The sequence below is a fragment of the Enterobacter cloacae complex sp. ECC445 genome (assembly GCF_021892025.1).
GTDB classification, from domain to species: Bacteria; Pseudomonadota; Gammaproteobacteria; order Enterobacterales; family Enterobacteriaceae; genus Enterobacter; species Enterobacter chengduensis.
Genome location: NZ_JAKLRZ010000031.1, coordinates 1 through 22,739, shown reverse-complemented (window position 1 = coordinate 22,739; position 22,739 = coordinate 1). Strand labels below are relative to the sequence as shown.

General features: G+C 53.5%; 28 protein-coding genes. All 28 read right to left on the bottom strand.

Translation table 11 applies throughout. From position 1 onward, the window contains the following. Positions 1-9: 9 nt before the first annotated feature. Complete coding sequence (locus L6R44_RS21040; protein WP_237425331.1) at positions 10-462, bottom strand: phage tail assembly chaperone; 453 nt, start codon at positions 460-462, stop codon at positions 10-12. A gap of 3 nt (positions 463-465) precedes the next feature. Next, the gene (locus tag L6R44_RS21035) at positions 466-906 is read right to left on the bottom strand and encodes a DUF3277 family protein (protein ID WP_000257260.1); all 441 of its coding nucleotides are present in this window, start codon (positions 904-906) and stop codon (positions 466-468) included. Positions 907-917: 11 nt separating this feature from the next. Beyond that, positions 918-2,063 carry a DUF3383 family protein gene (locus tag L6R44_RS21030; protein ID WP_237425330.1) on the bottom strand — a complete coding sequence of 382 codons (1,146 nt, stop codon included), beginning with the start codon at positions 2,061-2,063 and terminating at the stop codon, positions 918-920. 3 nt (positions 2,064-2,066) lie between these two features. After that, complete coding sequence (locus tag L6R44_RS21025; protein WP_063931075.1) at positions 2,067-2,612, bottom strand: phage neck terminator protein; 546 nt, start codon at positions 2,610-2,612, stop codon at positions 2,067-2,069. After that, a complete protein-coding gene (locus L6R44_RS21020; RefSeq protein ID WP_032625723.1) occupies positions 2,605-3,009 on the bottom strand; it encodes a hypothetical protein in 405 nt (134 codons plus the stop codon). The genes L6R44_RS21025 and L6R44_RS21020 overlap by 8 nt, the downstream gene beginning before the upstream one ends. Beyond that, complete coding sequence (locus L6R44_RS21015) at positions 3,009-3,515, bottom strand: hypothetical protein (RefSeq protein WP_114675969.1); 507 nt, start codon at positions 3,513-3,515, stop codon at positions 3,009-3,011. The genes L6R44_RS21020 and L6R44_RS21015 overlap by 1 nt, the downstream gene beginning before the upstream one ends. Next, positions 3,512-3,922, bottom strand: a complete 411-nt coding sequence (locus L6R44_RS21010) for a DUF4054 domain-containing protein (RefSeq protein ID WP_023150225.1) — start codon at positions 3,920-3,922, stop codon at positions 3,512-3,514. Before L6R44_RS21010 ends, L6R44_RS21015 begins: the two co-directional genes overlap by 4 nt. Beyond that, positions 3,894-4,304: an STY1053 family phage-associated protein gene (locus tag L6R44_RS21005; RefSeq protein WP_237425329.1), complete on the bottom strand. Its 411-nt coding sequence runs from the start codon at positions 4,302-4,304 to the stop codon at positions 3,894-3,896. The genes L6R44_RS21010 and L6R44_RS21005 overlap by 29 nt, the downstream gene beginning before the upstream one ends. Positions 4,305-4,349: 45 nt before the next feature. After that, complete coding sequence (locus L6R44_RS21000) at positions 4,350-5,297, bottom strand: DUF2184 domain-containing protein (RefSeq protein ID WP_016247459.1); 948 nt, start codon at positions 5,295-5,297, stop codon at positions 4,350-4,352. Between the two features lie 11 nt (positions 5,298-5,308). Further along, the gene (locus tag L6R44_RS20995) at positions 5,309-5,812 is read right to left on the bottom strand and encodes a structural cement protein Gp24 (protein ID WP_237425328.1); all 504 of its coding nucleotides are present in this window, start codon (positions 5,810-5,812) and stop codon (positions 5,309-5,311) included. Between the two features lie 11 nt (positions 5,813-5,823). Further along, positions 5,824-7,095 (bottom strand): DUF2213 domain-containing protein, encoded by a 1,272-nt coding sequence (locus L6R44_RS20990; RefSeq protein ID WP_237425327.1) that lies wholly within the window; start codon positions 7,093-7,095, stop codon positions 5,824-5,826. Between the two features lie 261 nt (positions 7,096-7,356). Next, positions 7,357-7,890 carry a phage head morphogenesis protein gene (locus L6R44_RS20985; RefSeq protein WP_032625740.1) on the bottom strand — a complete coding sequence of 178 codons (534 nt, stop codon included), beginning with the start codon at positions 7,888-7,890 and terminating at the stop codon, positions 7,357-7,359. Positions 7,891-7,960: 70 nt separating this feature from the next. Further along, entirely contained in the window at positions 7,961-9,430 is a 1,470-nt protein-coding gene (locus L6R44_RS20980) for a DUF1073 domain-containing protein (RefSeq protein WP_237425326.1), read from the bottom strand. 1 nt (position 9,431) lies between these two features. Continuing rightward, positions 9,432-11,048, bottom strand: a complete 1,617-nt coding sequence (locus tag L6R44_RS20975) for a TerL protein (RefSeq protein ID WP_237425325.1) — start codon at positions 11,046-11,048, stop codon at positions 9,432-9,434. 208 nt (positions 11,049-11,256) lie between these two features. Continuing rightward, a complete protein-coding gene (locus tag L6R44_RS20970; RefSeq protein ID WP_237425324.1) occupies positions 11,257-11,859 on the bottom strand; it encodes a hypothetical protein in 603 nt (200 codons plus the stop codon). A 244-nt stretch (positions 11,860-12,103) separates the two neighbouring features. Then, on the bottom strand, positions 12,104-13,108 hold the full coding sequence (locus tag L6R44_RS20965) for a tyrosine-type recombinase/integrase (protein ID WP_237425323.1): 1,005 nt from the start codon (positions 13,106-13,108) through the stop codon (positions 12,104-12,106). 67 nt (positions 13,109-13,175) lie between these two features. After that, positions 13,176-13,580, bottom strand: coding sequence for a hypothetical protein (locus L6R44_RS20960; RefSeq protein WP_237425322.1), 405 nt, complete (start codon positions 13,578-13,580; stop codon positions 13,176-13,178). Positions 13,581-13,761: 181 nt separating this feature from the next. Beyond that, positions 13,762-14,208, bottom strand: a complete 447-nt coding sequence (locus L6R44_RS20955; protein WP_237425321.1) for a hypothetical protein — start codon at positions 14,206-14,208, stop codon at positions 13,762-13,764. A gap of 510 nt (positions 14,209-14,718) precedes the next feature. Continuing rightward, positions 14,719-15,234: a hypothetical protein gene (locus L6R44_RS20950; protein WP_237425320.1), complete on the bottom strand. Its 516-nt coding sequence runs from the start codon at positions 15,232-15,234 to the stop codon at positions 14,719-14,721. After that, the gene (locus L6R44_RS20945) at positions 15,231-15,761 is read right to left on the bottom strand and encodes a lysozyme (protein WP_237425319.1); all 531 of its coding nucleotides are present in this window, start codon (positions 15,759-15,761) and stop codon (positions 15,231-15,233) included. The genes L6R44_RS20950 and L6R44_RS20945 overlap by 4 nt, the downstream gene beginning before the upstream one ends. Before the next feature lie 2 nt (positions 15,762-15,763). Then, on the bottom strand, positions 15,764-16,012 hold the full coding sequence (locus L6R44_RS20940; protein ID WP_023331998.1) for a class II holin family protein: 249 nt from the start codon (positions 16,010-16,012) through the stop codon (positions 15,764-15,766). Positions 16,013-16,054: 42 nt separating this feature from the next. Continuing rightward, on the bottom strand, positions 16,055-16,669 hold the full coding sequence (locus L6R44_RS20935; protein ID WP_237425318.1) for a methyltransferase domain-containing protein: 615 nt from the start codon (positions 16,667-16,669) through the stop codon (positions 16,055-16,057). Further along, positions 16,575-17,516 carry a hypothetical protein gene (locus L6R44_RS20930; protein ID WP_237425317.1) on the bottom strand — a complete coding sequence of 314 codons (942 nt, stop codon included), beginning with the start codon at positions 17,514-17,516 and terminating at the stop codon, positions 16,575-16,577. The genes L6R44_RS20935 and L6R44_RS20930 overlap by 95 nt, the downstream gene beginning before the upstream one ends. Further along, on the bottom strand, positions 17,510-18,061 hold the full coding sequence (locus L6R44_RS20925) for a hypothetical protein (protein WP_237425316.1): 552 nt from the start codon (positions 18,059-18,061) through the stop codon (positions 17,510-17,512). Before L6R44_RS20925 ends, L6R44_RS20930 begins: the two co-directional genes overlap by 7 nt. Positions 18,062-18,192: 131 nt before the next feature. Further along, on the bottom strand, positions 18,193-18,996 hold the full coding sequence (locus tag L6R44_RS20920; protein WP_237425315.1) for an antitermination protein: 804 nt from the start codon (positions 18,994-18,996) through the stop codon (positions 18,193-18,195). Beyond that, complete coding sequence (locus L6R44_RS20915) at positions 18,993-19,853, bottom strand: helix-turn-helix domain-containing protein (protein WP_237425314.1); 861 nt, start codon at positions 19,851-19,853, stop codon at positions 18,993-18,995. Before L6R44_RS20915 ends, L6R44_RS20920 begins: the two co-directional genes overlap by 4 nt. Beyond that, positions 19,853-20,827, bottom strand: a complete 975-nt coding sequence (locus tag L6R44_RS20910; protein ID WP_237425313.1) for a toprim domain-containing protein — start codon at positions 20,825-20,827, stop codon at positions 19,853-19,855. The genes L6R44_RS20915 and L6R44_RS20910 overlap by 1 nt, the downstream gene beginning before the upstream one ends. Next, the gene (locus tag L6R44_RS20905) at positions 20,824-22,440 is read right to left on the bottom strand and encodes a DEAD/DEAH box helicase (RefSeq protein ID WP_237425312.1); all 1,617 of its coding nucleotides are present in this window, start codon (positions 22,438-22,440) and stop codon (positions 20,824-20,826) included. The genes L6R44_RS20910 and L6R44_RS20905 overlap by 4 nt, the downstream gene beginning before the upstream one ends. Positions 22,441-22,739 lie beyond the last annotated feature (299 nt).

Genomic DNA, 22,739 nt, shown 5'->3' with positions numbered 1-22,739 from the left:
TGTTGAGGGTTAACCCTGAGGCTGGCCCGGCGTCGCGCTGGTAGGGCTCACGGGCAAAAAATTTCCCAGTGAATCGGCGACCACCCGCGCCACCAGCTGCAGCATGGTCAGCAGGTCGATATCATCGAACATCAGCTGACCGCTGTTGAATACCGGCGTCCATCCGTCCATGTGCTTGCGTGATACCACAGCCAGGCACGGATGAATAATCGCGTTGGTGTCTTCTTCGGTCAGGGAAGACAGTTCCTCAGCGATACGCGGGAGCAGGGTTTCAAACACCGGTTTCAGTTGATCAAATTTCACGGTGTCGATTTTGCCATCAGCATGCAGAAGGGAGCGAATGCTCCCGAAATCTGACATCATGCCCGCCAGCACCGGCAGCAGTTTGCGGGTCACTTTCAGCTGGTCAAAAACGCTGAGTTTTGCCACGCGGTAATCGTGGCCTTTGATTGAGCATTCCATCTGTTAAAACTCTCCGAGAACCTGGTCGATTTTGCCGCAGTCAAACACCCAGGGCATCGTATTACCGGCTTTAGCGTTGGCGTTATCTGGCTGTTTCTGGAACGCCACGCTGCGCGCCGTGATGATGTCACCGCTCACTTTGTTTCGGATCACAATGACGTTGTTTCCCCAGGTACCTGAGGACTGACTCTGTGCGTTGTACGCCAGCGACAGCTTTTTGTTTGTCGGCGAGGTCTTCAGCAGGTTGACGGTTACCGTGCCGCTTTTATCCGCGTGCAGGCTATGCATCACTTCGCCGTCAGCGCCGATGGTCATGGTATTTTTGGGGCCGCCCATTGCAACGGTGATCCCCTCCTCTGAACTGGCGGAACCGTAGCCCAGATCAATCTCGCCGGTCGGGCCGGAGAGGGACGCCGTGACGTCCATAAAAGAATAAGTAGCCATTCATGTTCTCCTTAGCGAACGACGTTGATCTGCACATCAGCGAAATGAACTGCACCCGCCAACTTACAGGCCACCTGAATAACCGGTGCCTTACGTGCTTCACGGTCTGCCTGCGCCTGCTCTGAAATCGGCTGCGCGTAGACGTAATAGCCTTTTGTCAGCGTGTCGCCGGAATCCAGCTGCCCAATCGGGCCACCGTTCCATACGCCAGCAGCCACCAGCCCGTTCGTGACTGACTGATCCATCGACTGTTCAACATTGGAAAGCAGACGCGTAACGCCAGCATCGGTCTGTGGGACTTTGGTTGTGCTGGTGTAGAGCAGGTTGTACAGGTTGGTCTGAACGTAGTTCTGCAGCCAGTCGAGCCCGTGGCGTTCGTCGAAGAAATCACCGCTGGACATGACGCCCTGCTGCAGGATGGCTGTATCGTTCTGGTAGTACACAAATACGTTGCAGTTCTTGGCATCCAGCGCCGCCGCCTGATTGGTGGTCAGGGTTTCATACGTGATCCCCGGCTCCTGTTTGAACTTCAGGGTAATGGTGGTGTTACTGCCGTTGAAATTCACCGTAAACGCGCGGCCAAATGCAGACAGTGCGGCGTACTTGCTGCTGGTGGAATACTGCACAAACGTGCGAGCGTATTTTGCCGCCTTCAGCTTATAAGCCAGGTCGGTAGTGGAGGTCGCGTTTACCGTCTCAGGCTCTGCAGTGGTAATCGCCAGAATTCGGCTGAGACTGGAGGCCTCGATCGCAGCGGCCACGCTCAGCCAGTCGGCATCGTCGATATCTTCATCGTCAGCCACGGCCAGACCGTACCAGTTCGTGTAATTCAGAACGGCGTTCACCGCCTGCAGCAGCGTTTCCGTCGAACCGCTTTCAGCCGATACCAGCGTTTTAGCCCAGCGACCGACATACACCTGCTGAGGTTTCGGTGACTGTGAGAAATACACGGTCGCGGCTTCATATTCCGGGCTATCCACGCCGAAATCAGAGCCGATATCTTCAGGGGATGAGTAGAGGCGAATACGCTCAGAAACAGGGATAACCGTCGAGCTCCCGAGAATGAGCAGTGAACCAAAGTTTCGACCAGTAGCCGCACGCGGCCCAATGATCACGTCGACATTCACGACGTTAGATACAGGTAATCCCTGCAGCATAATTTAGTCTCCGAAAAATGAGACGGGCGCATCTTTCAGCGTCCGGACGTTGTAGGTACGAATGTTTTTGCGGGACAGCGTGATGGTGAGGTCGTAGCGCCTCACCCACTGGTTATTAATGAGCTCGGGCAGGTTGTAGATAGTCCCGGCCTCCACCAGCGAAAGCCCCGAGCGATTCAGCTCGGCGTTGTTTTGCTCGACGAATATACCCGCGCGGAAAGTTGATGCAGTGTTGGCTCCCAGAGGGCCATAGAAGCAGCAAATCACCGTTACCTGTTCCCATGTCCATTGCTCGGACTGTTCTTCCGAAACCTGAACATCGGACTGGCTCAACGGCTGAGGAACGGTAGTGATACCGAAGGCGCACCACGTTACCCCGTTGTTGGGGATCTGCGGCTGCGGGTCAGTCCATCGGGGGAAAACAAGCGCGGCCGGCAAGCCAGAAACACCCCGAATCCACCGGCTGATTTCACGCTCCAGCGCCTCGTCATACTGGGGGCTATCCCCGACAGGCGTCAGATAACCGCGCACGGTGCTATCGTTACTCAACTGGCGTCCCTCCGTTAAAGTCCACCAGCTCACAATGCGCCTGGACGAATCCGGCTCCGTAACTGGTGTACGGATCGACAAATGTCACCCGGTAAGCACGCCCGTTATAGCTCACGATATCGGCATCAAGTCGCGGGGCGCTGTCTGTACCGGGCTGGCCCTGGGTTAATCTGAACTGCGTCACGATGAGGATCGCGCCGCTAATGTTCTGGCCTGCCGCCATTCGCCTGGCTTCCAGAGAACGGTCGACCGTCACCACGCCAGAGAACGGGATATCCTGAGCTGTGTTTTTCGTGAAATTGTCCTCATCCACCGTCTGAACCTGCCGGTGACAAACCAGACTGGTGTCCATGAAGTCGGGATCGAGAAGAACATCGCTCACATCGAGAAGAGGCATTATTTTTTCCTCACGACGTAGTTAATTGAGCGCAGCAGGTAACCGTGGGCATACAGCGGCTTGTCGCCTGGAATGCCTTCGGCTCTTCTGCGTTCGAGGGTTTTCTCAGAAAGTGGTTGCAGCCGGTCGCCAGCACCGATAACGGCTTTTGCAGCGTCACGGGCAATCTGTCCGGCGCTCTCCAGCTCACGTACTGCTGCTTCAGTCTGCCCCTCCAGCGCGGCGGTTGCCGCTGCCTTGAGGTGTGCAGTGGTTCGGGGTTTTGAATCCTCGATCCCCATATCCAGAAAAGGACGTGGGGGAAGCGTGACCGTTGTACCGTCGATTTCCACCGTTGCGCCCGTCGAGTGGAGGTAGCCCAGTTCCGCGTTATTAATCGGAGAGCCATCCTCACGCCCCGCCTTGTCCTCAGGTATTCCCACCAGCACATCCATTCCGGATAGCTGCCGGAGGGATTCCAGAACAGCCACGGCGTTATCAGCGCGAACCGTTAACCCGCTTTTCATAACAGCTGCCTGCCACCAGCGCCGAACATCGACCACCACCAATAGAACTCGCGCCCGTAGGCGGTGCTGTTCCAGAAACCGGCATCCGGATTGATTACCCCGGACACGTCATAGCTCACTGAAACCTTATCCACTGATTTAGAGGACACGACACCTGCTGCGCCGTTGCTGTTCACACCACCAGCGGCAGCGGCGGCCAGCGTGCGGCCGCGCAACTCCGTATAGTGAGCCGTGAATAGTTCGGCCAGGTAGACGAACTGATCGCCCTGTACGTCCTGATTCAGAAGCGAATCGGCCTGCCCCAGATAGAAATTCACTGAGGGGTCAGGGTAGCGAGTTTTATCGGCGAACTCGGGAAAGTCGGTGCGGAACTGCTCGTTAGTCGGAAGCCTGCTGTTTTTTGGCATTTTTCGCGTCCCCGCCGGTGTTATCGGTTTTGTCCGTGCTGTCGGCAGGTTTACCGCCTGCTGGTGCCTGAGCGGCTGCCAGCTGCGCTTTCAGGTCTGTGTTTTCATTCCCGAGCGCGGTGATGGTTTTTTCATGCTCAGCCAGTTGCACTTTCAGTGTGTTATTTTCTTCTGCCAGGAGAACAAGGCTCGCGGAAAGGTCTTCATTGCTCTGCTCGTTCGCCAGGTCGGCTTCGTCAATCGGGCGCGCATAGGCTTTAAAGGCCCAGTGGTCCTTAACTTCTTTCGGGAAAGAGGAACTGTCGTGGATGCCCTGAGACAGCTCAAATTTAGAACCGTCGGCAAAGCTGAGAGTCGCGCCACCGGAAACAACGTATTTCATGTTTTTGCTCCATAAAAAAAGGCGGGTTTCCCCGCCTGTTTCAGGTTAAGACGCCGGAACGTCCAGGTAAGAGATCGTATTGGAATACGGGGTTTCCACCTGGCCCAGCTTGCCGTAGTAAGTGGTCAACTGCTGCAGGCCGCGATACTCCAGCGGAGTGTTCAGCAGAGGAACCATAGGGAAGCGAACGTATTTTTCGTCCTGGGTGTAAGCAACGATACGATGCGCGCCACCAGCGCCACGCTTGGAGGCCCACTTCATAGAGACGATCTCCAGTGGTGTGCCGTTTTCCTGGAACGCGATGGTGTTAATCTTCACGTATTCCAGCACGGAGATATTCCCTGCAGAGGAAACCTTTTTGCTCGCCAGCAGGCCGAACAGCTCCGGCGCAAGGCCGATTTTTGCCGGGCAGACCGCATAACCAGAACGAACCCAGCCATCAGACAGCACCAGGTTGATATCCTGGACAATCACATCCGGATCGGTGGTTGCGGTCCACGCTGCAGCTGCAGCAACAGGAGTAACATCCGGCAGGTTCAGAAGGCCAGCAACGCCGAGCTCGTTATCACCGATATAAACCTGTTCGTCGGTGTCCATGTTCCACTTCAGCTTCATGCCTTCGTATTTCTGGACATCAACCGGACGGCCCAGTTTCTGGGCAGAAGCCAGTTCCGGTACCGTCCAGCTGATTTCCTGCCCCCACAAGGTGAGGTTGTTACGGGTAGGCTGAATATCGAGTTCGATACCAGGAATGGCAGTAGCTTTTTTACCGATCCAGTTTTTACCGTTAGGGTTTGGACCACCAACGCCGACGAAATCGGTGTTAGTGAAGGATGACACTTCATCAGCGATAGAAATATCGCTGCGCAGCGGCATGTCGCGTGACCATTTGTAGGACACTAAAGGCATGTTCAGCGTCTGATCCATGCGCTCCAGTTCGCCGACGAGAAACGCGCCGGTGGAGTCGATGGTCGCTCTGTCAATTGTAAACATTAATTATTCCCTCAGATGTTATAAGCGATTTCAATACGGCCGTCGGCTTCACCCGGCCCCATGACCTCTGCATTTGGCAGCTGAGGTGTATTTGATGCGGTAGAGTCCGGAGACAGCACAAAGGAGCCAACCGGACTTTGAGTGGTGCCACCAGCCACGCGAACGTAAACCGGATCGCCCTTTTTCGCGGTCGCCGCGTTGCCTGCGGTAGCAGTTACGCAGATGTAACCACGTTTCAGGTTGTCACCAACCTGATTAGCCGTCACACCGATGTAAGCAAGTTCCAGAGCAGAGGTGATCGGGAACGGACGAACCAGAATCCCTTTCACTTTGCTGATGGTGTCGCCAGATTCCAGCGGAACGAATTTATCGTTCACGTATTTACCAACCAGCCCGTAGGACGCGAACTGCTTCGTGTGGTCCAGGCTAACCGGCTCGATGGTGAGATCACGAGGACGGGTAACGCCCCCGGCAATGCCCAGGGGCATGCGCGTTAAATATGCAGTACCTGCCATGATGATTTACCTTATTTGTTTTTTGCCCAGAATTCGGCGTTGACCTTGTTCAGTTCTGCCGGGGAAAGGTGCTTAGTGCTGATTCCGCTGTCCGTGGTGCGGGTAATATTGTTCAGCGGGGTCAGCTGATTTTTCGCCTTATGCAGCGCCACAGCGGCAGTAAACACCGCGTCGACCGTAGCCTTTGGCGCTTTGTAGAAATCATCCACGCCGAACGATTTCAGGCTGTCGCCGGTGCGCATTGCATGATTCAGCACCTGACGCTTCAGACTCTTATCACCAGCAGGCTGGAAGCCAGGGCAGATAATTTCCGCATCGGCGATCAGGTTGCGCTTAAAAGCTGCATCACCCGTCACTTTGCGGTTTTCTTCTTCGTCTTCATCAGTGGTCATGTTGCCCGGGTCCGGATCGCCGTCGGTGGTTTTACCCTCCAGCTTTTCCAGACGAGCCAGCAGCTCTTTCGCCCAGGCCGGAATTTCTTCATCGCCGGTGCCGGTTTTGTTTTTGTTCGGATCGCCTTCGTCCGTAGTGGTGCGATTGCCTTCAGGTAAGGCTGTGGCCTGTGAAGGAATGTTGATGGTGATAGAGGAACCGGGGATTGAAGGCATGCCATCAGACGGCATATCCGGCGCTTCGTCGATGAGTTTTGCCAGCGCATCCTCATCTTTCGTCTTAATGGCCTGAGCCAGTTTTTTAAGCCATGACATTACAGGCTTCTCCTTTGTTGTTGATGGGATGGAATCCCCGATTGCACAGCGGCCACCAGCACGCCCCCGGTCGATGCCGACAGCGAGGTGGTTACCTGTGATTTGGTATTGCTTGCCCTTACCAGGTGCCAGCTGCTTGTACTGCGCGTCATAGCCACAGCTGACATCGGTCAGGCCAGAATTCACCGCGTCGATTGCTTCCTGCCGTTTAATCAGCACGTCAGCAATGAGCAGATCCGATTTATCGCCGGTGCCGCGCCGGACGTTCTGAATGTGTCCGTGCGCCAGCTCTGCGAAGTTAGAAGGGTTCACGAAAACGATGTTGCCCAGACTGTCCTCTGGATGCCCTAGCGTGACGGCTACGCCCTCAAAGCTCGCCATCGTCTCAGGGGAAAACACCTCGTCTTCTGTTCGCCAGACTGTCACCGTGCCGGTGCCGTCCGGTTCGAGGTCGATTTCCTCAGGTAAATAGACCTGCGTCCCTGTGCGTGCGATCGGCACGTCTTTACACAGCAGAGAGCCGTCCGCCTGCAGATAGCGCGTTTCGCCCAGGCGTGTAGTGAAGAAATATTTCATGGGTTACCTGCTCGATTACGGGCAACAAAAAGGCCGCCCGGAGGCGACCTTGTGAGATGGGAAAAATGTTCGAAATAACGGGCTATTTAACATAAGGGTTCTTACCCGCACCGACGAAAATGGACTCGATTAAAATGTACCCTTAAAGCCGTAAAAGTAGCGATTAACTGGGCTGAAAATCGGCCTTTTCGAATACAACATTTTCATAACATTTCGCGGGTATTGCAGTTCGCATGGAATGAATGCTCAAAGCCGTATTTTTCATTTTCTCGGTGCTGGAATCTGTACTTCAGGCCAGCATTTGCAGTTCGGCAAACATCCGGCGTGTCCGGTCATACCGTCCAGCGTCGGCGGGTTATCCCAGCGCACAAATTTATCTTTCATCTTGCGGTGAGAATCCCGCGTTCCGGCCCCCTCAATACGCCACCAGTAGCCCTCTGAGCCAACCGAAAGGGCTCTGGCCTGCGTCAGCGCGCCGGTGGCTCGTCCAATCTCTGTACGGGCAATCAGCTGCGCCCTGCTGGCGGCCACGTCACCGGAGGCCATGATCATCTCGTAGAGCTCGTCCGGACGTTCGCCACTGATAACCGCCTGCATTGCGCGCTGTTGTATGTCCATCACGCGATCGGCTGCTTCCAGCGGCAGGGACTTCATCAGCTGAATCTGGCGATACACGATATCCTGCGCCACCTGACCGACGGGGGTATTACCCACCACATCGCGCAGGCCAGCGCCGATTTCCTCTGATACCGATTTCCACAGGTTCCATTCCTCCTGCTCGACCTGGGCAAACATCCTTCGCCCGACCTGCTCTGCCCAGTCGCTGATTACCTCGGAATAGTCCACCAGCGTTTTCGAAATGCTGTCAGCGCTGGCCTGTGAACCATCGTAGGTACCATCGACGATCTGCCCTATCTGGTTTGCTATCGCCAACAGGCTTTTTCGATACTGGATCTCCGAACGGCGGCGGAGGGATGGTTTCAGGTTCATCCTCCTCCCACTGGGCCTTCGCATCTTCTATGTCCTCGTCAGTGATAGAACCACCGATCCCAATCACATCAGAAATGTTCCTGAGATCGTTAAGCGCGGCTGCCGGAGGCATTCCGAGGTCACGAACGGCGGTACCGAGTGCAGTAACCACATTGTTCGCCATCGTTGCGCGGTCCACGTCTGACATCTCCCAGAGCTTGTTAAACTCGAAAGTAAAATCGTCAGGTAGTGGTTCACCGAACAGAGAACGCCAGGAGATATCGAGCAGCCAGCGGATATGACGGCGTAAGCGTCTCTCCTGCAGCGAGTTAACCCGGCTGTAGTAGTTTTCCAGATCGCCGTCGCCGGTGTTGAAACCTGCAGGGGATTGCCCGAACAGGCGGACGAGAGGAATTCCCGTCGCGCCAGAAACCTGCTCAGCGAAGCGCAGGAGGACATCCGCGATACCGGCGAACGTATAGCTGTGAGTCTCGAATTTATCCCTTGAGTCCATCATGGTCATGCCTTCGATGGTCTGAAACTCACGAATCATGTCCATGTGCTTCATCAGCGACTTTTCCAGATCACCGCCTTTGGCAAGGATGTCACGAAGCTTTTCAATGCTGTAGGTTCGCAGATGTGCTTTGTGGATCAGCTGTGTGGTGCCGACCGTTGCAGTATCGAACGCCTCGATACGCTCGAAAATACGCTCCACAACAGACATCCCCCAGCCGTTTTCCGTCTTGGCCTGCTGGAAAGGTAGCGTATCACCCTCCATGCGGATAACGCGGCTATGGTGGATCTTCCAGGGGGGAATCCCCTGCTGGTTCGTGATTACCTTGTAATATTTCGGTTTCCCAAAATCGGGACCGTAATCAGTAACGAGATCGTAATAACTCGGGTTAACCATCCAGCGGTCAAGGCTCATCACGCCCTTAAACTGCCCCTCTTTAATACGATCCAGTTTCAGTGGGGAGGACATATCCTGCCCTTCAAGCAGGACCACCAGCACCGCGCCACCGTACAATCGGGACCATTTGAGGTTATCGTTAAGCCCATCCCATATAGCGAGCTCATCCCAGAAGGTTTCGAGCTTGCCCTTTTGCCCGGGTTTCAGCTTTGAGCTGATGTTAATGCCCTTGCGGGTCATATCATCGGCCATCGCATCCACACCGGCCCCCACTAGGAACGATGAACGATACGCAAACTCCAGCATCACCCTGTTACGGCTGATGTACCCCGGCATGTACATTCCGCCCGTCTGGATGTTTCTGGTGTCGCTGCCAAGTTTGGCCGTGAAATTGTTGTACCCGTCAGATGTCCTAACGGGCTGCTGTGCGCCGTTCTGGCGGTTCTTTCGGGACATGTCACGCTCCGGCCAGTTTGGCCCAGGTATCAAGAGAGGAATCCATCGGCGCGTAATTAATCATTACGGCGTCTGCAAGGTTCGGCGATTTTGTGCCTTCCGGCTGTTTATCCACGAGGATTTTACCGACGGCGTTTTTCGACCATGTAGGCTGTGAAAGCTCCATCAACAGGCGGTCAATATTTTCTATCTCGCTGCTTATCGAAATGATTTCGTCGGGGTTGTAGTCCATCCCGTTCAGCGCGCGGAAGGTGTTACGAAACAGCTTGCGAAGATGCCACCAGCTCTGTGCTTTCGCGTTCGCAAAGAAGTCTTTATTCAGGCGCGCCGCTTTACCGTTATCACCAGGAACGGCTTCATCTTCCGGATCGAATACGCTACCGCTACCACGGAAAGGCGTAGCTGTGATTGTTCCCCGGCCTTCAGCTTGCCTGAGCTCGTTTATCACGCGAGCATCGCCACGTGCACCAGCACCCAGACCGTCCTCATCGAAACGGAACTCATCCAGACCGTAATCGTCACAGTATCCAAACGATTTAACGACAGAAGCGTAGATGTCGCTGCCAATGCCAGACCATTCGTGAACGTTCTGCAGAAGGAAGCCATAGCGGCAAGAAAAGCCGTTTTTGTCTTTCCCTTCGTCTGCGATATCCATTGCGCCGAGGCGCTGGCCGCTGGGCTGAATACCCAGTTTGAAATGCGCGTCGACGGCAGCCTGCACCCATTCAGAAGGAATGAGAATCCCCTCTGTGGATGCGCTGTAGTTCAGGTCCAGTTCCTGAGCAACGATAATCGGATCATCAATTTTCAGACATTCGTTGCGGTACCACTCATCATCCTTGCGCGGGTCGCTGCGCCAGTGGAACGTAAACACCGGGATATTTCCGCTGTGGCGCTTACGGGCAAACGGGTTATTCATGCCGTTGACGGATGAGAGGTCTATACGGCAGCGGGTCGTCTGAGAGAGCGCGGCATCGATGAGTAATGGCCGTTTGAGAAATGCCGACTCATCCACGAAATAAAGCGTGGTACGGTCACCACGGCCAATGTTATCGCCAGCCTCTCCCTTAATGACCGCGCCCGTTTCCGGGAACTCCACGCGCATGTAAGGGGCATGTTTTTTGTCACTCCATGAACCGCGAAACTCAACCGGCAGCAGCTCGACAAACTTCCGTGCCTTCCAGAACAGCGCTTTCGGGTCGCCGGTGCTATCGACATATTCCTCTTTACGGGAACCGAACCCGATCACCATTTCTTTGTTGAACAGGCAAAGCGAACAGGCCAGACCGATAGAGGTCCAGCTCAGCCCCATTTCGCGACTTTTTTCTGTCAGTCCATGCTCAAGACTCGCGCGCCTGTCCATGATCCAGTGAATCCATTCCTCCTGGCGGGGGAACAGCAAAAACGGGATGGTCGCAGGCAGGCCATAATCGAGGTTACGCGGGTCTGTCGTCATGCCCCAGTCGATGATGAACTGGGCCGGGTTAGTACGGTAAAACTCACGGAGCGCCGGAAGCATTTCAGGCGCTTTCCTGATCCGCTCCAGCCTCTCCATTCTCCACTCAAACACGGCTGTGTAATCCGGTTTTCGGAAGTCAAAGGGAAACGGAATCGGCACAGATAAATTCCTCAAAAACGCCCCGATTTAACATAATGACCGTTACACGAACTATCAAAAATGGGTTCATTACGTTAAATGCATGAAGCGTTTATTAGTGTGGGTTAAGCCCCTGATGCAGGGTAAAAACGAGTGAATAAAACGTGCATAAAACAGGGGTGAAATTGCATAGCGTTTTTTCGATTCGAAACGCCTGTTTTTGCATTTCTCACCCCATGTATTTTTTGTAGAGATCAGCGGCTTCGTGCGGAGTTAGATTCGCCGCGTCGGCTTTGGCTGCCTCGTCCATATTGGTGAACGGTTCGAAGATTTTCGGTGCTCCCAGCTCCATAAGCAGGGTTTGAGGAACCTTTATCCCCTCAGCCTCAAGCAGCTGCGCCGCCTGAAGCGCGGAATATTTTCCGGCGACCTTCTGTTTCATCACTTCACGAAGCGCATCACGCTGGCGTTCTTCCTCGCTATACACGCTGGTACCAAGACCGAGCGCCTTCGAGAAAACAGCAATATCGTTATGAGTGGGCAGAACATCTTCTATGGTGGTCTTAACACCATCAGGCGATGTGGTGATCACCTTCCGCTTACGAACGTCCAGGCTCTTACCAGCCACGCGGTTAATCTTCTCTCTGAGAGCTTCGCGAGCCTCAGTAAAAGCACGCTCAAACTCGATATTCTCTTTACGCCAGCGACGGATCGTCGTCTCATCCACACCTAAGCGCTGAGCAACCATCCGATTGCTGATTTTGCTACGGGCTAATGCCATGTCCATAACGATACCGACGTAGGCTTTTCTGAAGCTTTTTTTAGGAGCCATACTTCCGCCTAAGTCAATGTGATTATTTTTTGTTCAAAATCCATTTTCTCCGATCCGGGTGCGGCGTATCACGCGGTAAATTCTGGCGCGCAGGCCGCGTCCTCTCTGGTGCCGAGTGCGGCATATCAAAGGGGGTAAAAATGCGGCATATCCTTTTTTTCGGGAAAACTGCGATTTGATGCCCTGAGGCCGCGCAGAATGGGGAGATAGTGGATCGCCCTAATATTTCCACTATGTGGATAACTCAGTCCAAATCCATCGCCACCGCTTCACCGAACAGGTGGCCGTATACATCCATCGTTGTTTTGATGTTTGAGTGTCCAATCAGTCGGGAAACCTTCAGGATATCGACACCTTTGTTTGCCAGGCGAGAAACAGCAAAGTGGCGAAGATGATGGAACCGCTTAATGCCATAGGCGTTCAAGGTTTTGACGAGAATCCCCTGAGTGCCATAGCTGGTAGCGAGGCAAGCCCCAGTGAACTGGTTGCAGATAAGAGGTTCACAGGAACCGAGCTTACTTTTATCCAGCAACGCGAAAAGCTCACGGGGCATTCTTACCCGGCGCTCTACCCCTCTTTTTAAACCTTCATGTATAACGCCATCAACAACATGCGCCCGGATATCGATCCAGTCTGCTGACACGTCGTTATAAGTAACCGCCAGAGCCTCACCGATGCGCAGGCCACAAATCCCGAACCAGCACGCGATACGCTCACGAACTGGCGCGTTATTCAGTAGCTCCCTGACCGATGATGATGGTGGTATGGTGATGGGTCGGCGCTTCCGGCGCGCGGGGCGATCAACTGGGTTAAAGGTGATAAGCCGCTTTTCCACCAGCAGGAAGAAAGCCGAACGAATCCAGCGATGGCAGCCGGTGCGAACCGAATCAACGATATCGCGATGGCTGATATGGAGAATATTTTTTTCCAGTATCGGCCCGTCTACAGCGAGAAGATCGTGACGGCATTTCGTATATGACGACAGCCGTATGATATTTTTTTCCAGCTTGCCGGCCTGATACCCCAGATAAAACAGAATTAACTTTCGGAAAGTCCAGGAATGGTCTATTCCGGTCCAGCTGGCGGTTCGACAATCCAGCTCGATATTCTGTTTTTGCCAGAAAAGATGTGCGGCATCATCAATAGTCTTAAAAATGCGGCGGCGTCCATGACCGGATTTTTCATCCTTCCAGTGGACGTAATATTTTGATTGTCCATTGGCATCAGTGGATTCTTTTATCGAAGCCATGCTGAACAATCCTCACTCAAAAAACATTATCGAAGCCCCTCAGTGAAGAGCTTCTGTAATATCAGCTTTAAAGAGGAGTAAAACGGAAATTAGTGACATATTTAGCCACTACGATAACTCGCCCTTTCATGTCTTTGGTAGCTGCACAGTGGTAATATTCTCCGTTCGCCTTCGGTTGGTCTTGATCCGAATAGCCGAGGATTTTTTTACCATCATTCAGTTCAAAAACCGCCTCATAAACGGTTTTCCCGGTATCAGCAGGTTCACAATCAGTTAAATGATAGAATAATTCAGTTTCACGAAGTATATAAACTGGTATTTCCTCGCCGATTTTCACCGCCTCTTTTGAAGTTTTTACAGTTGCGCATGAAAGGGCGCGAAGAATATTACCTAATTCACTTTTTTCCGGGCGATAGTCCACTTCCATTTCAAATGGAGAAAGCCCCGATACAGTGACTGTTATTTTTTTCATCGCGTTAATCTCGCACTAAAGTAACTTTCGTTTTTGTAAACCGGCGCACCAGTCGAGCGGCTTCACGCTGGAGCTCGCCTTCGATCTGAGGGGTAAGTGGCTTACGTGCGTATTTCCGGCGTATTTCCGGCTTATTTCTTCAATCACCTGATTTATCTGCTCATTGCTCGGCGGGATTACTTCAATATTTAAGCGAGACATCAGGCCGCCTCTTTTCGGTTAGTTTCTCGACCTTATCACGAGCAAGCGAACAGCACAGGCGCACAAACAAGGACGCTATTACGTAGGCTACCGCTGTAAACACCCACCCACCGTATGCAAGCAGGGAAGCCCCCAGCACCAGGCAGAACCATCCCCATACTCTCGCTATTGCGTTCTTGCGCTTAGCAAAGCGTTTAAGGTATTCAATGCCTTCACGCCGGGACTTTTCATCCTTTGAATACTCGACACCAAACGTAATAACTAGCGCTAACAAACCGACTATCGCGCCAAGCAATACGATCACCCAGTAGGCGGCAGCTACTACTCTCAATAAAGAACTAGCCCCGGTCATAACAGCAAATAGCAAAACGGCGAGCAGCACGTAAAAGGTTATTTTTGCTACTGCACTAGTGAAAAATTTCTTCATTGCGTTTCCTTTGAGGTGTGAGCCTGTCGTACAGGAGCACCGCCCGAGAGAGGTCGCCACCTTTAACGATGCTCCTCAGGCTCACTGCTGAAAGACTCTCTAGAGTGCGCGTACGAGGCGCAGAAAAAAGCCCCGCTGATTGCGAGGCTCTATTTATCCCCTTAAAGGGATATATGGTTACTTATCCGCGTAAGGGGATAAGCATTATCGAGCCCACCAGCAGATGAGCTTTGTAATGGCTGCCACTTCCCGGAGTGGCCACGCTCATGCCTTTGAGTTGCTGTCGCTTCATCGCCGCTTATAACCGGTGCGCGTCTGGCGTTCGCGCTGCTTTACCGGAGCATGTCCCCTTATTTACCCTCACAACGGTCTGCTATACCTGCTCGCCACTACGCGACTCGGGGCAGCATCATGACTGCTGCATTACCTTTCGGCTGCGGTCTTACCGTTTTGCTACTTCAATTCAGCGTTCTCCTTCTGGCAGTTCGCCTGCCATGCTTTTTTAAAAGCTTACTGGCGCTCTTTTTCAATCTGCCGTATGCCAGCCAGGTTATTGTTGCCCTTCTCAATCACGGCCAGCAGCGGCTTAATCCAGAGCACAGCCTGGCAGTACGTTATTGTGCCGGCGGCAGCGGCACTATCATTGGCTGCGTCAGCGTTGCTGGTATCGGGGTGCATTGCGCTGGCACGTAAACGGTTCGCGTATTCGAGCAACCCACCAGCAACATCAGCAGGAACAGGCAGATCACAGGTTTTTTCACGGCGGAGAATCTCCCGGTATTCGATAACCGTGTTATCGGTGCTGGCATCAATCAGTGAATTGTTCCGGTTGGTATAGTCGGCAATCTGATTGAAACGATTGATGTTGAAAGCCTGAGTGGCTATCACCTGCCGCTGGCCATCGACCTCTTTCTCTGCTTTTTCTGCCCTGCCACGCTGTTCGCTAATCTGTCCCAGCAGCACAAAAATAATGATTCCGGACAGCAGCAGCTCAACGCCCAGAAGTAACCAGGTTTTCAGGGTCATTTATCGAGCCCCCAGCATGCCAGTTCGGATTCCTGGTCACGGCGTAGAACTTGCCCGTAACAATTGTTCGAACGGATACGACAATCGCGACCACCGTCATAGATCCAGCGTTTTATCTCTGCGCAGGCACCAGGCCGATCACCAGCATTGAGCTTTTTCCAGAACGTTGACGGCAGGCATTTTCCGGGGCCGATGTTCCAGGGGCAGAAGGACGCTATACCGACTTTTTGTGGCTCGGTCAGCGGAACTCGAACGTTTTTTTCCACCCAGGCCAAAGCTTTTGCCTGTTCTGCCTTGTCGATTTTATCGCACTGCTGGCGCGTCAGCTGCATGTCCTTAACCACGGGTTTGCCGTCAACGCGAGTCACACCGCCGCAAATCGTCCACACGCCACCAGCATCAGGGTAAGCAACCAGGCTGGTGCCTTCTTTTTCATCCTGAAACTGACTCATGAGCACCGGCGCAGTGGCACCGGCAGCCAATAACCCAAGCATGGCCGCGCTGAGCTTGCTTTTCATGGATGCCATGATTAGTTGTCCTGCGGTGGAGGGGTAACATAGCCACGCGCCAGCGCTGCCTCATAGGCTTTTGTCTGGCGGCGTTTGAAGTAAAAGTTAACGAAGAAAGTCAGCAAGCCAATAACGAAGCCGCCGACGACTGCGACAAGGTTCCAGTCAAGGTCATGTATCCATTTTGCTATGCCACCCCAGCAAATGAGGCCGCCGGATGTACAGTACCCCGCTATCGATGCGATTTTGTCAGGCATAGTTCTGTGCATTCCACACCTCCGGGTTCGGGGTGCTGTGTGTGTGAAAGGAAGTTAAATTCTGCGGAAAGCGTACGACGCGACGCCTCTACGCCCTAACTGGCATTCGATTGTGTTTTGCTCTGCGCAGGTGAAGCCCTGCTCTGCAAACCAGCGCCTGATACCTTCATCAGTGAAATACCAGATGTGCTCGTTCTTTCTGAAATGATGGGAGCGGAGAATGTCTCCGGCATCAGTGAAAATCGGGATCGACACGAACACGTATTCACTGGCCTGCTGTACCGCCAGCTCCGGCTCGTCGATGTGTTCAAGTACATCCCACATCGTCAGTGCTCGCCACTTATTGGCGTAGAGATCTGCGAATGCGCCCCGCTCGTTCAGCCAGGCAATACCTGCCGGATTAACGTCATACCCAAGCGTTCCCGGTCGGGTTGAGACGAATTGACCGGCACCGATACCAACGTCGAGAACAGGGCCGTGAAAATGGCGCTCCACCAGCTCAATACGGGATTGCGTTAAAGCTCTGCCCGTTTCGGTGTCGGCCAGCTGCTGATACTTCGCGAAATACTGCTCGTCATACGGGCGTGATGCCGGAACGGGATAACGTCCGATCCCCAGCTCCGGTAAAAATACCAGCCCGCTTTCCAGTTCCTGATAAAACGACTTCATGGAGCCAGGCCTCGAATTTATCGGAGAAATTTGAAATCCGCTTGTCGCAGTGGTGATCCCATGCTTCACAGCGGCAGTAATTGTCGGGAATTGCCCAGCCAACCCGGGAGAGGTCCATCGCCGGATCGGTTACGATTTCCGGGGCGTTGTGACCACCTCGCCCACCAGCGACAACGTACACCGGCGTTTTATAGGCAATAGCAGCAGGAAGCGCCCAGCCCACCGGCGTAACCACCACGGCGGCGTGCTCAATCAGGCGCATCAGCGATTTGAAGTTGAGCTGGCCGGAGTGCATGCGCAGATCTGCTTCGGGAAGTTCACCGACGGCCCACTCCTCCCCCTCCTGCAGGTCAGCCACGCTGATTACGCAGAAATGCTTTCTCAGTAGCCGGGATGCCTGCAGCAGGTAATCCGGATCAGGATTACGGGAGTCGCTGCGCCATTCGCTGCGAACTGATGCCGGACGAATTACCGCTATCGGCTTTTCAGACGTAAATTCAGCGGGTCCGTAAGAGGGCAAGTCGAGTTCTGACGGCTCGGTGCCAAACTGCTGGCGCATCGCGTCAAATATTGAACCGCGCCGTAGATGATCCGGACCGTAGAAAATCCGTTTTGTCTGGCGCATATCTGGCGGCAGGTGAAAAGCTGCCTGCGTCCGGTACTCGTTTTTGCGCTGCGTGCGGAGCGTTGTAAAACTGCGAACGGGCAGAACGGGCAAATCTTCATACAGTTCGGGCCAGGCGGTCCGGATATAAGTACCGGCGGCCAACTGCTTAACGAAAGCGCGCTGGTAGATGTTGTCACCCATGCCCAGCATGCCTTCAATGAATAGAGGAACGTTTAACATGCTACCTCGCGTAAAGCCTCATTGAGGCCGAGACGCCGGAAGCACTTAAGCGCAGTCTGGCGGCTACTGTTGATGATATTCACCTTACCGGCCAGCGCTCCGGCGGTATTGGCAAACTCCCCGCGCCATCGCGTAACACTCTCTGCTGTAGGATTATCCAGCCCGACGTGATCACCATGCCAGTGACTACCGCAATTAATGGAGCAGTCAAACCCTAACAGGATGATGTTTTTCGCCCCCAGGCTCGCAGCAAAGAGAATCGAGCGCTGCCCGGAGTTGAAGGCCCACCGGGTATCTGTATCAAACAGATTTAGCCCATAGCGTTTATGAGCCCGGTAATTACAGGTCCAGCGAGAGGCGGAGGACGGCAGAACATCGATGTTTGCATCCCACCAGCGCAGATCACCCGCGTAAATGTATTCACAATCAGGCACGGCTCGCCAGGTGGAGTTAACAGCAATAACCGGCAGCCCCGATCCGGAGATCAGTTCGCAATCTGATTTATTGAGAGACGGGCCGGATGCACAAATGATGAATGTATTCATTCGCGGCGACCAAATTTAGGCATAAAAAAACCCGCTCGGAGGCGGGTTTGATTTCGTGCAGGCGCAATAACCTACGATTTGAAGCATACACGACAAGTTCGGACAAAATCAAGCTTAAAGTCGCTAATATGCTAAATTTTGTTCACATCGTCACGTAAGCTCGTTGCGCCCTGAAACGCAGAGTCTGCTTTTTGTTCTTCCCGGTGACAGACGTCGACAAGCACCTCCAGGAACGGTTTCCAGTTACGGGTCCACGTTCTGACGTGCAGATCTGGGACTCGCTTCAGTATCGCTTTATAGGCTGCAGTAGACGGTACCCCAGAAAATCCATTTCCGCTGCAGCGCTCGCAGGTTTTAAACACCGGCGCGCCGCGCTCGCTTGTGGCTTTGCGGTCGAGCACCTCACCTTTGCCGCCGCAACGGCATCGGGCCAGCAGCTCACCTTTACCGTTACATGCCGCGCATTTACGCTTGACCAGTTCGTGCTTGATTTTCGGCGGTACGATTTCCATTCCGTCAGAGTTGAAGACTCCAGGATGTTTGATCACATCCTCATACTGAGAGATTAATCCGCTGCCGCTGCAGCTGTGACACGTCACGCTGGTTTCCGCAGAACGGGAGTATTCGGCAAAGGCGAATTGTGCGAGCACCATCATGCACCAGCCAAACTCGCCTGCCGCTGCTTTACGTACATTCCTGGGCGCTGATTCCATTGCATGACGCGCCAGAGCCTGTACAGCCAATTGCTCATCGCTTTTGCTGATCCCGGTCCTACCAAAGAAGGCAGCCAGACCAAACCGCGCTCGGCTGCTGGTGGTACCAATGGCCGCCATAACATCGGTGCCGGTGATACGATCCGGAGAGGTTCCTTTCACGTCGTCGCTGATGTGCATTCCCTGAGGGCTAAAATGTTTGAGTGATGCCTCCAGTTTCATTCTTCACACTCCCCTACCAGGTTAAGAATCACCGCCGCGCCGTCGTTTTCCATGTACTGGGCCTTTTCACTTTCAAGGAACCAACGACATACCTCGATAGCTTCAGCTCGCGTCACGGGTTTGATGGTAGCAAGCAATTTTTCAAGGTAGCGCTCGCGGTCATATACCGATTCGTGATGCTCGGAGTAACCAAACTCATAGCCCTGTTCTTTAGTTGCAGTGTGGCGAACGCTGTAGAGCCAGTCCCAGTAAACAAACTCACGGACAACGTCAGAAAGCGTATTGGGCTCTGGCAGCACATCACGATAGCCTTCAACAAATGCCCGGCGCTGTTCATCAATTTCGTTCATACGGCTGCCGTTAATGCTGCCAGCTTTCTTCTCGGCCGGAGTCCATCCCCAAAGGTGATCGTCGATAAATTTAGAGGAAGACATGATTACTCGCTCAGCTTCCACATCTTCGAGTGCTGCATCATAGCTGCCGAACGTAGCCCTGACCGATGCTGCTTTTTTGATACTCTCCCGGGCGTTCTTGATAGCTCGAGCCGGGTTATCCATACCGATGGTACCGAAAGCAACCTGGAAAGGATCGCCACCATTCGCCAGCAGATAACGCGAATAGCGTTCCTCGGCTTCTTTTGGGGAGATTTTAATTTTCTCCAGCGCGGCTTCAGCTGCGTCCAGATGCACGGGTTCGTTCAGGCGGATAACCTCCAGCACCCAAAGATAAGCATCCGTCTGCTTATGCCCGGTGATTCTCCGTTGCTCGGGCAGAGGCTTGATGTTTGCGAGGGCGGAGCTGTGCGCTGCCGTCGGGATGGTGAATAGTGCTTTATGTTCGTTGTTATCAGTACGCATTACGCAGCCGCCTTTTTCTTGAAGAAAACCACCTCACGAACCTGATCGCCGTTCATGAGCATGTCGTTAAAATCCCCGAGATCCGGGTAGTAGATGCTGATTTTTTCCAGGTCATTTTTTGCCAGTAAGTTGGCATGGGCGCATTCCGTGGCCGCAGCCAATCCAGTGGCGCTGTTTACGTCTCGATCTGCGAAAATAATCAAATTTTTCACACCTGCAGGAACACGGAATTTCTTCATGAATCCGCTGGTCATGGTGGCCCAGGTGTTAACGTTGTACAGCTGCTTGCAGGAAAGAGCCGTTTCGATACCCTCGGCAATTCCGAGGGTCGTCGCTACCGGGAACATGCGAATAGCGACAGAACGGGCATGATCCAGATAACTTTCGTCCTGAAGAGATTTCTGGCGCTTCGCTCCGGCAGAATCCCTTAGTTGGGCTTTCCGGTTACCGTCCAGTAAGGTTCTGTGCAGATAGCAAAGCTCGCCTTTATCGTCGGTTGCGAGTGAATACAGACACTGGTAAACCTTACCGCCGTAGCGTTGTTTATCATTGAACTTCACCGCCTCTTGTGGGAGCTGATAAATTCCCCTGGACTGCAGATAATCCGCCCCGGTAGTTCCTTTCAGGTTGACCAGTTTCGAAAATTTGGACAGAACCCGATCACGGGCGCTTACTGCATCTGAAGTGCGCGGGAACGCTTCGCGGGTAAAGTTGTTACCAATCAGCTGGTCTATTTCCCTGCAAATTTCATTGAATGGCTTCCCTTGTGTCAGAGTGACAAGCTTCATTCCGTCACCGCTGCCGCAGGTACAGATCCATGTTCCCCGGCCATCCCGATCATCAATACGGAGCTTTCCCCGCGCACCACATACCGGACATTCGCCTTTAAAATGATTTCTGGCATTAATGGGGGGTAACCCGAAGTGCTCAAAAATCATTGCCCATTGACCTTTTGCCGCTTCTGCCGTCTTCATGCTCGTTTTCCTAACTGCTGTTTGATATCGCTAATCGCTTTCTGTGCTTGTTGTACTGAGGATGGGGCAACCGTGCCTGATGCCTCCTGCAGGCGCTTGGCCTTCTCCTGCCCTTTCGCATACGCAATCAATTTGTGCCGGATGAAATTAGAGACGGTCGGCGTGATCTCCATCGGGAAATCGCTCAACCCGTTAGGCCACTCGTCAAACCGTTCTCGAAAGGTATTTGCACACCAGCCATCGCTGACGGGCTTTTTCCCCTGCGATACGCGCTGGCGCTGATAGAATTTGATCTGACTCCACCAGGCCTGTTTCTCTGCCTTAGTGGGCTGATGCTGGTTTTTACCCAGCTTTTTGAGTTTGCGGCCGGTGTCGGTATCGACGTCCTCACCGCCCAGCGGCTTATGCCCACATTTCGGGCATACATAGACGCCAGCTGGCTTCATGTAATGGCATTGAGAGCATTCGTGTGGCAGCTTTTCGGCCCGTTCCTCAGCTGCGCGGCGCGCGCTTTCCTCCATGCCGTCAGATTTACCGGGAAGATCGTCGTACTCGATTGAATCCGGATAACCCAAACGGTGTACGGTGCCGCTGTGATCGAAGATGAGGCAGGACTCTTTACCCGGTGCGGTGCGCAGGCCACGCCCGAGCGCCTGCAACCAGCGAATTTCGCTTTTTGTTGGCCTGGCGTAGATGATGCAACGAACGTCACTATCGAAGCCGGCCACCAGAACGCCCACACTAACGATGATTTTCGTTGCACCGGTTTCAAAGCGGTGAATGATGGTCTGGCGCTCATCCACTGGAGTGTCGGCGGTCATGACCTCAGCATTAACACCCGCCAGGTTAAACTGGATTGTCAGGTAATTGGCGTGGGCTACGTTGACGCAGAAAGCGATGGTAGGCAGATCCCGGCCATTCTCCAGCCAGTTCTGTACGATGTCGCCCACCAGCGTAGAGCCGCACATGATTTCAGCCAGCTGCGTTTCGTTGTAATCGCTGCCGTACTCAAGCGATGCTTTGGTTTTAACACCTTTCAGATCCGGCTTAGTTGGCGCGTAAAATTCGTATTTACTCAGATCTCCACGCTGGATTAACTCGCCGATGGTGGTCGGCTTAATCAGTCGGTCATAGTATTTGCCCAGGAACGGGGAAAACGGAGTACCCGACAGGCCAATCACCTTTACGCCTTTGCCGCGCAGACGTTCGATATCCTTCAGGATGCGTTTTTTACGCAGGTGTGCTTCGTCGATAATCAGCAGATCAATATTTTCAGGAAAAACACGACGGATAAGCGTGTCGGCGCTGGCAATCTGGATTTTCCGGTCCGGATCGTAGTTCGGGTGATCCGCCCAGATATAACCGATTTCATCCCCCGGTAACCCATACTCCACGAAGCGATTAGCCGTCTGACCAATCAGGATGGTGTACGGTGCACAGAACAGGACGCGCATACCACGGCTAACAAACCCGGCAACGATGAAGGCGGCCAAACCCGTTTTACCGCTACCGGTTGGCGAGTACACCATGAAAGTGTCATTTGCCCTCCAGTCACGGCGCAACATGTTGAGCGCTCGTTCCTGTGCAAAATTCGGCGTGATCGTCAGCTCCATTGTGCAGCTCCCGTGCTGATGAGATAATAATTTTGTGATGTGGTTTTCATGGATTCCCCCTCACATGGCTGGTGGCCTCCCCAAAGGCTGCCAGCCTCCCTTCTGATTCAGCTCCTCTGAAAAAATCACTCTTCCAGGAAGAACCCTTTTCGTTTCTCTGCGCCTGAGCGCTTTGTACTACTTTGCTGATACAGACGTTTTTTAAATTGCGCCCTTAAGACAGTGATCTACTTAACCAATGGATCTCTCCTGTTGGAAAAGACCCTATTCCTACCCCTACACCCAATCCCCCCTTACCC

What these genes read in the sequence shown, in the direction of transcription:
- L6R44_RS21040 (WP_237425331.1), bottom strand. Translation starts at nt 462, where the DNA reads ATGGAATGCTCAATCAAAGGCCACGATTACCGCGTGGCAAAACTCAGC.
- L6R44_RS21035 (WP_000257260.1), bottom strand. Translation starts at nt 906, where the DNA reads ATGGCTACTTATTCTTTTATGGACGTCACGGCGTCCCTCTCCGGCCCG.
- L6R44_RS21030 (WP_237425330.1), bottom strand. Translation starts at nt 2,063, where the DNA reads ATGCTGCAGGGATTACCTGTATCTAACGTCGTGAATGTCGACGTGATC.
- L6R44_RS21020 (WP_032625723.1), bottom strand. Translation starts at nt 3,009, where the DNA reads ATGCCTCTTCTCGATGTGAGCGATGTTCTTCTCGATCCCGACTTCATG.
- L6R44_RS21015 (WP_114675969.1), bottom strand. Translation starts at nt 3,515, where the DNA reads ATGAAAAGCGGGTTAACGGTTCGCGCTGATAACGCCGTGGCTGTTCTG.
- L6R44_RS21010 (WP_023150225.1), bottom strand. Translation starts at nt 3,922, where the DNA reads ATGCCAAAAAACAGCAGGCTTCCGACTAACGAGCAGTTCCGCACCGAC.
- L6R44_RS21005 (WP_237425329.1), bottom strand. Translation starts at nt 4,304, where the DNA reads ATGAAATACGTTGTTTCCGGTGGCGCGACTCTCAGCTTTGCCGACGGT.
- L6R44_RS21000 (WP_016247459.1), bottom strand. Translation starts at nt 5,297, where the DNA reads ATGTTTACAATTGACAGAGCGACCATCGACTCCACCGGCGCGTTTCTC.
- L6R44_RS20995 (WP_237425328.1), bottom strand. Translation starts at nt 5,812, where the DNA reads ATGGCAGGTACTGCATATTTAACGCGCATGCCCCTGGGCATTGCCGGG.
- L6R44_RS20990 (WP_237425327.1), bottom strand. Translation starts at nt 7,095, where the DNA reads ATGAAATATTTCTTCACTACACGCCTGGGCGAAACGCGCTATCTGCAG.
- L6R44_RS20985 (WP_032625740.1), bottom strand. Translation starts at nt 7,890, where the DNA reads ATGTTTGCCCAGGTCGAGCAGGAGGAATGGAACCTGTGGAAATCGGTA.
- L6R44_RS20980 (WP_237425326.1), bottom strand. Translation starts at nt 9,430, where the DNA reads ATGTCCCGAAAGAACCGCCAGAACGGCGCACAGCAGCCCGTTAGGACA.
- L6R44_RS20970 (WP_237425324.1), bottom strand. Translation starts at nt 11,859, where the DNA reads ATGGCTCCTAAAAAAAGCTTCAGAAAAGCCTACGTCGGTATCGTTATG.
- L6R44_RS20965 (WP_237425323.1), bottom strand. Translation starts at nt 13,108, where the DNA reads ATGGCTTCGATAAAAGAATCCACTGATGCCAATGGACAATCAAAATAT.
- L6R44_RS20960 (WP_237425322.1), bottom strand. Translation starts at nt 13,580, where the DNA reads ATGAAAAAAATAACAGTCACTGTATCGGGGCTTTCTCCATTTGAAATG.
- L6R44_RS20955 (WP_237425321.1), bottom strand. Translation starts at nt 14,208, where the DNA reads ATGAAGAAATTTTTCACTAGTGCAGTAGCAAAAATAACCTTTTACGTG.
- L6R44_RS20950 (WP_237425320.1), bottom strand. Translation starts at nt 15,234, where the DNA reads ATGACCCTGAAAACCTGGTTACTTCTGGGCGTTGAGCTGCTGCTGTCC.
- L6R44_RS20945 (WP_237425319.1), bottom strand. Translation starts at nt 15,761, where the DNA reads ATGGCATCCATGAAAAGCAAGCTCAGCGCGGCCATGCTTGGGTTATTG.
- L6R44_RS20940 (WP_023331998.1), bottom strand. Translation starts at nt 16,012, where the DNA reads ATGCACAGAACTATGCCTGACAAAATCGCATCGATAGCGGGGTACTGT.
- L6R44_RS20935 (WP_237425318.1), bottom strand. Translation starts at nt 16,669, where the DNA reads ATGAAGTCGTTTTATCAGGAACTGGAAAGCGGGCTGGTATTTTTACCG.
- L6R44_RS20930 (WP_237425317.1), bottom strand. Translation starts at nt 17,516, where the DNA reads ATGTTAAACGTTCCTCTATTCATTGAAGGCATGCTGGGCATGGGTGAC.
- L6R44_RS20925 (WP_237425316.1), bottom strand. Translation starts at nt 18,061, where the DNA reads ATGAATACATTCATCATTTGTGCATCCGGCCCGTCTCTCAATAAATCA.
- L6R44_RS20920 (WP_237425315.1), bottom strand. Translation starts at nt 18,996, where the DNA reads ATGAAACTGGAGGCATCACTCAAACATTTTAGCCCTCAGGGAATGCAC.
- L6R44_RS20915 (WP_237425314.1), bottom strand. Translation starts at nt 19,853, where the DNA reads ATGCGTACTGATAACAACGAACATAAAGCACTATTCACCATCCCGACG.
- L6R44_RS20910 (WP_237425313.1), bottom strand. Translation starts at nt 20,827, where the DNA reads ATGAAGACGGCAGAAGCGGCAAAAGGTCAATGGGCAATGATTTTTGAG.
- L6R44_RS20905 (WP_237425312.1), bottom strand. Translation starts at nt 22,440, where the DNA reads ATGGAGCTGACGATCACGCCGAATTTTGCACAGGAACGAGCGCTCAAC.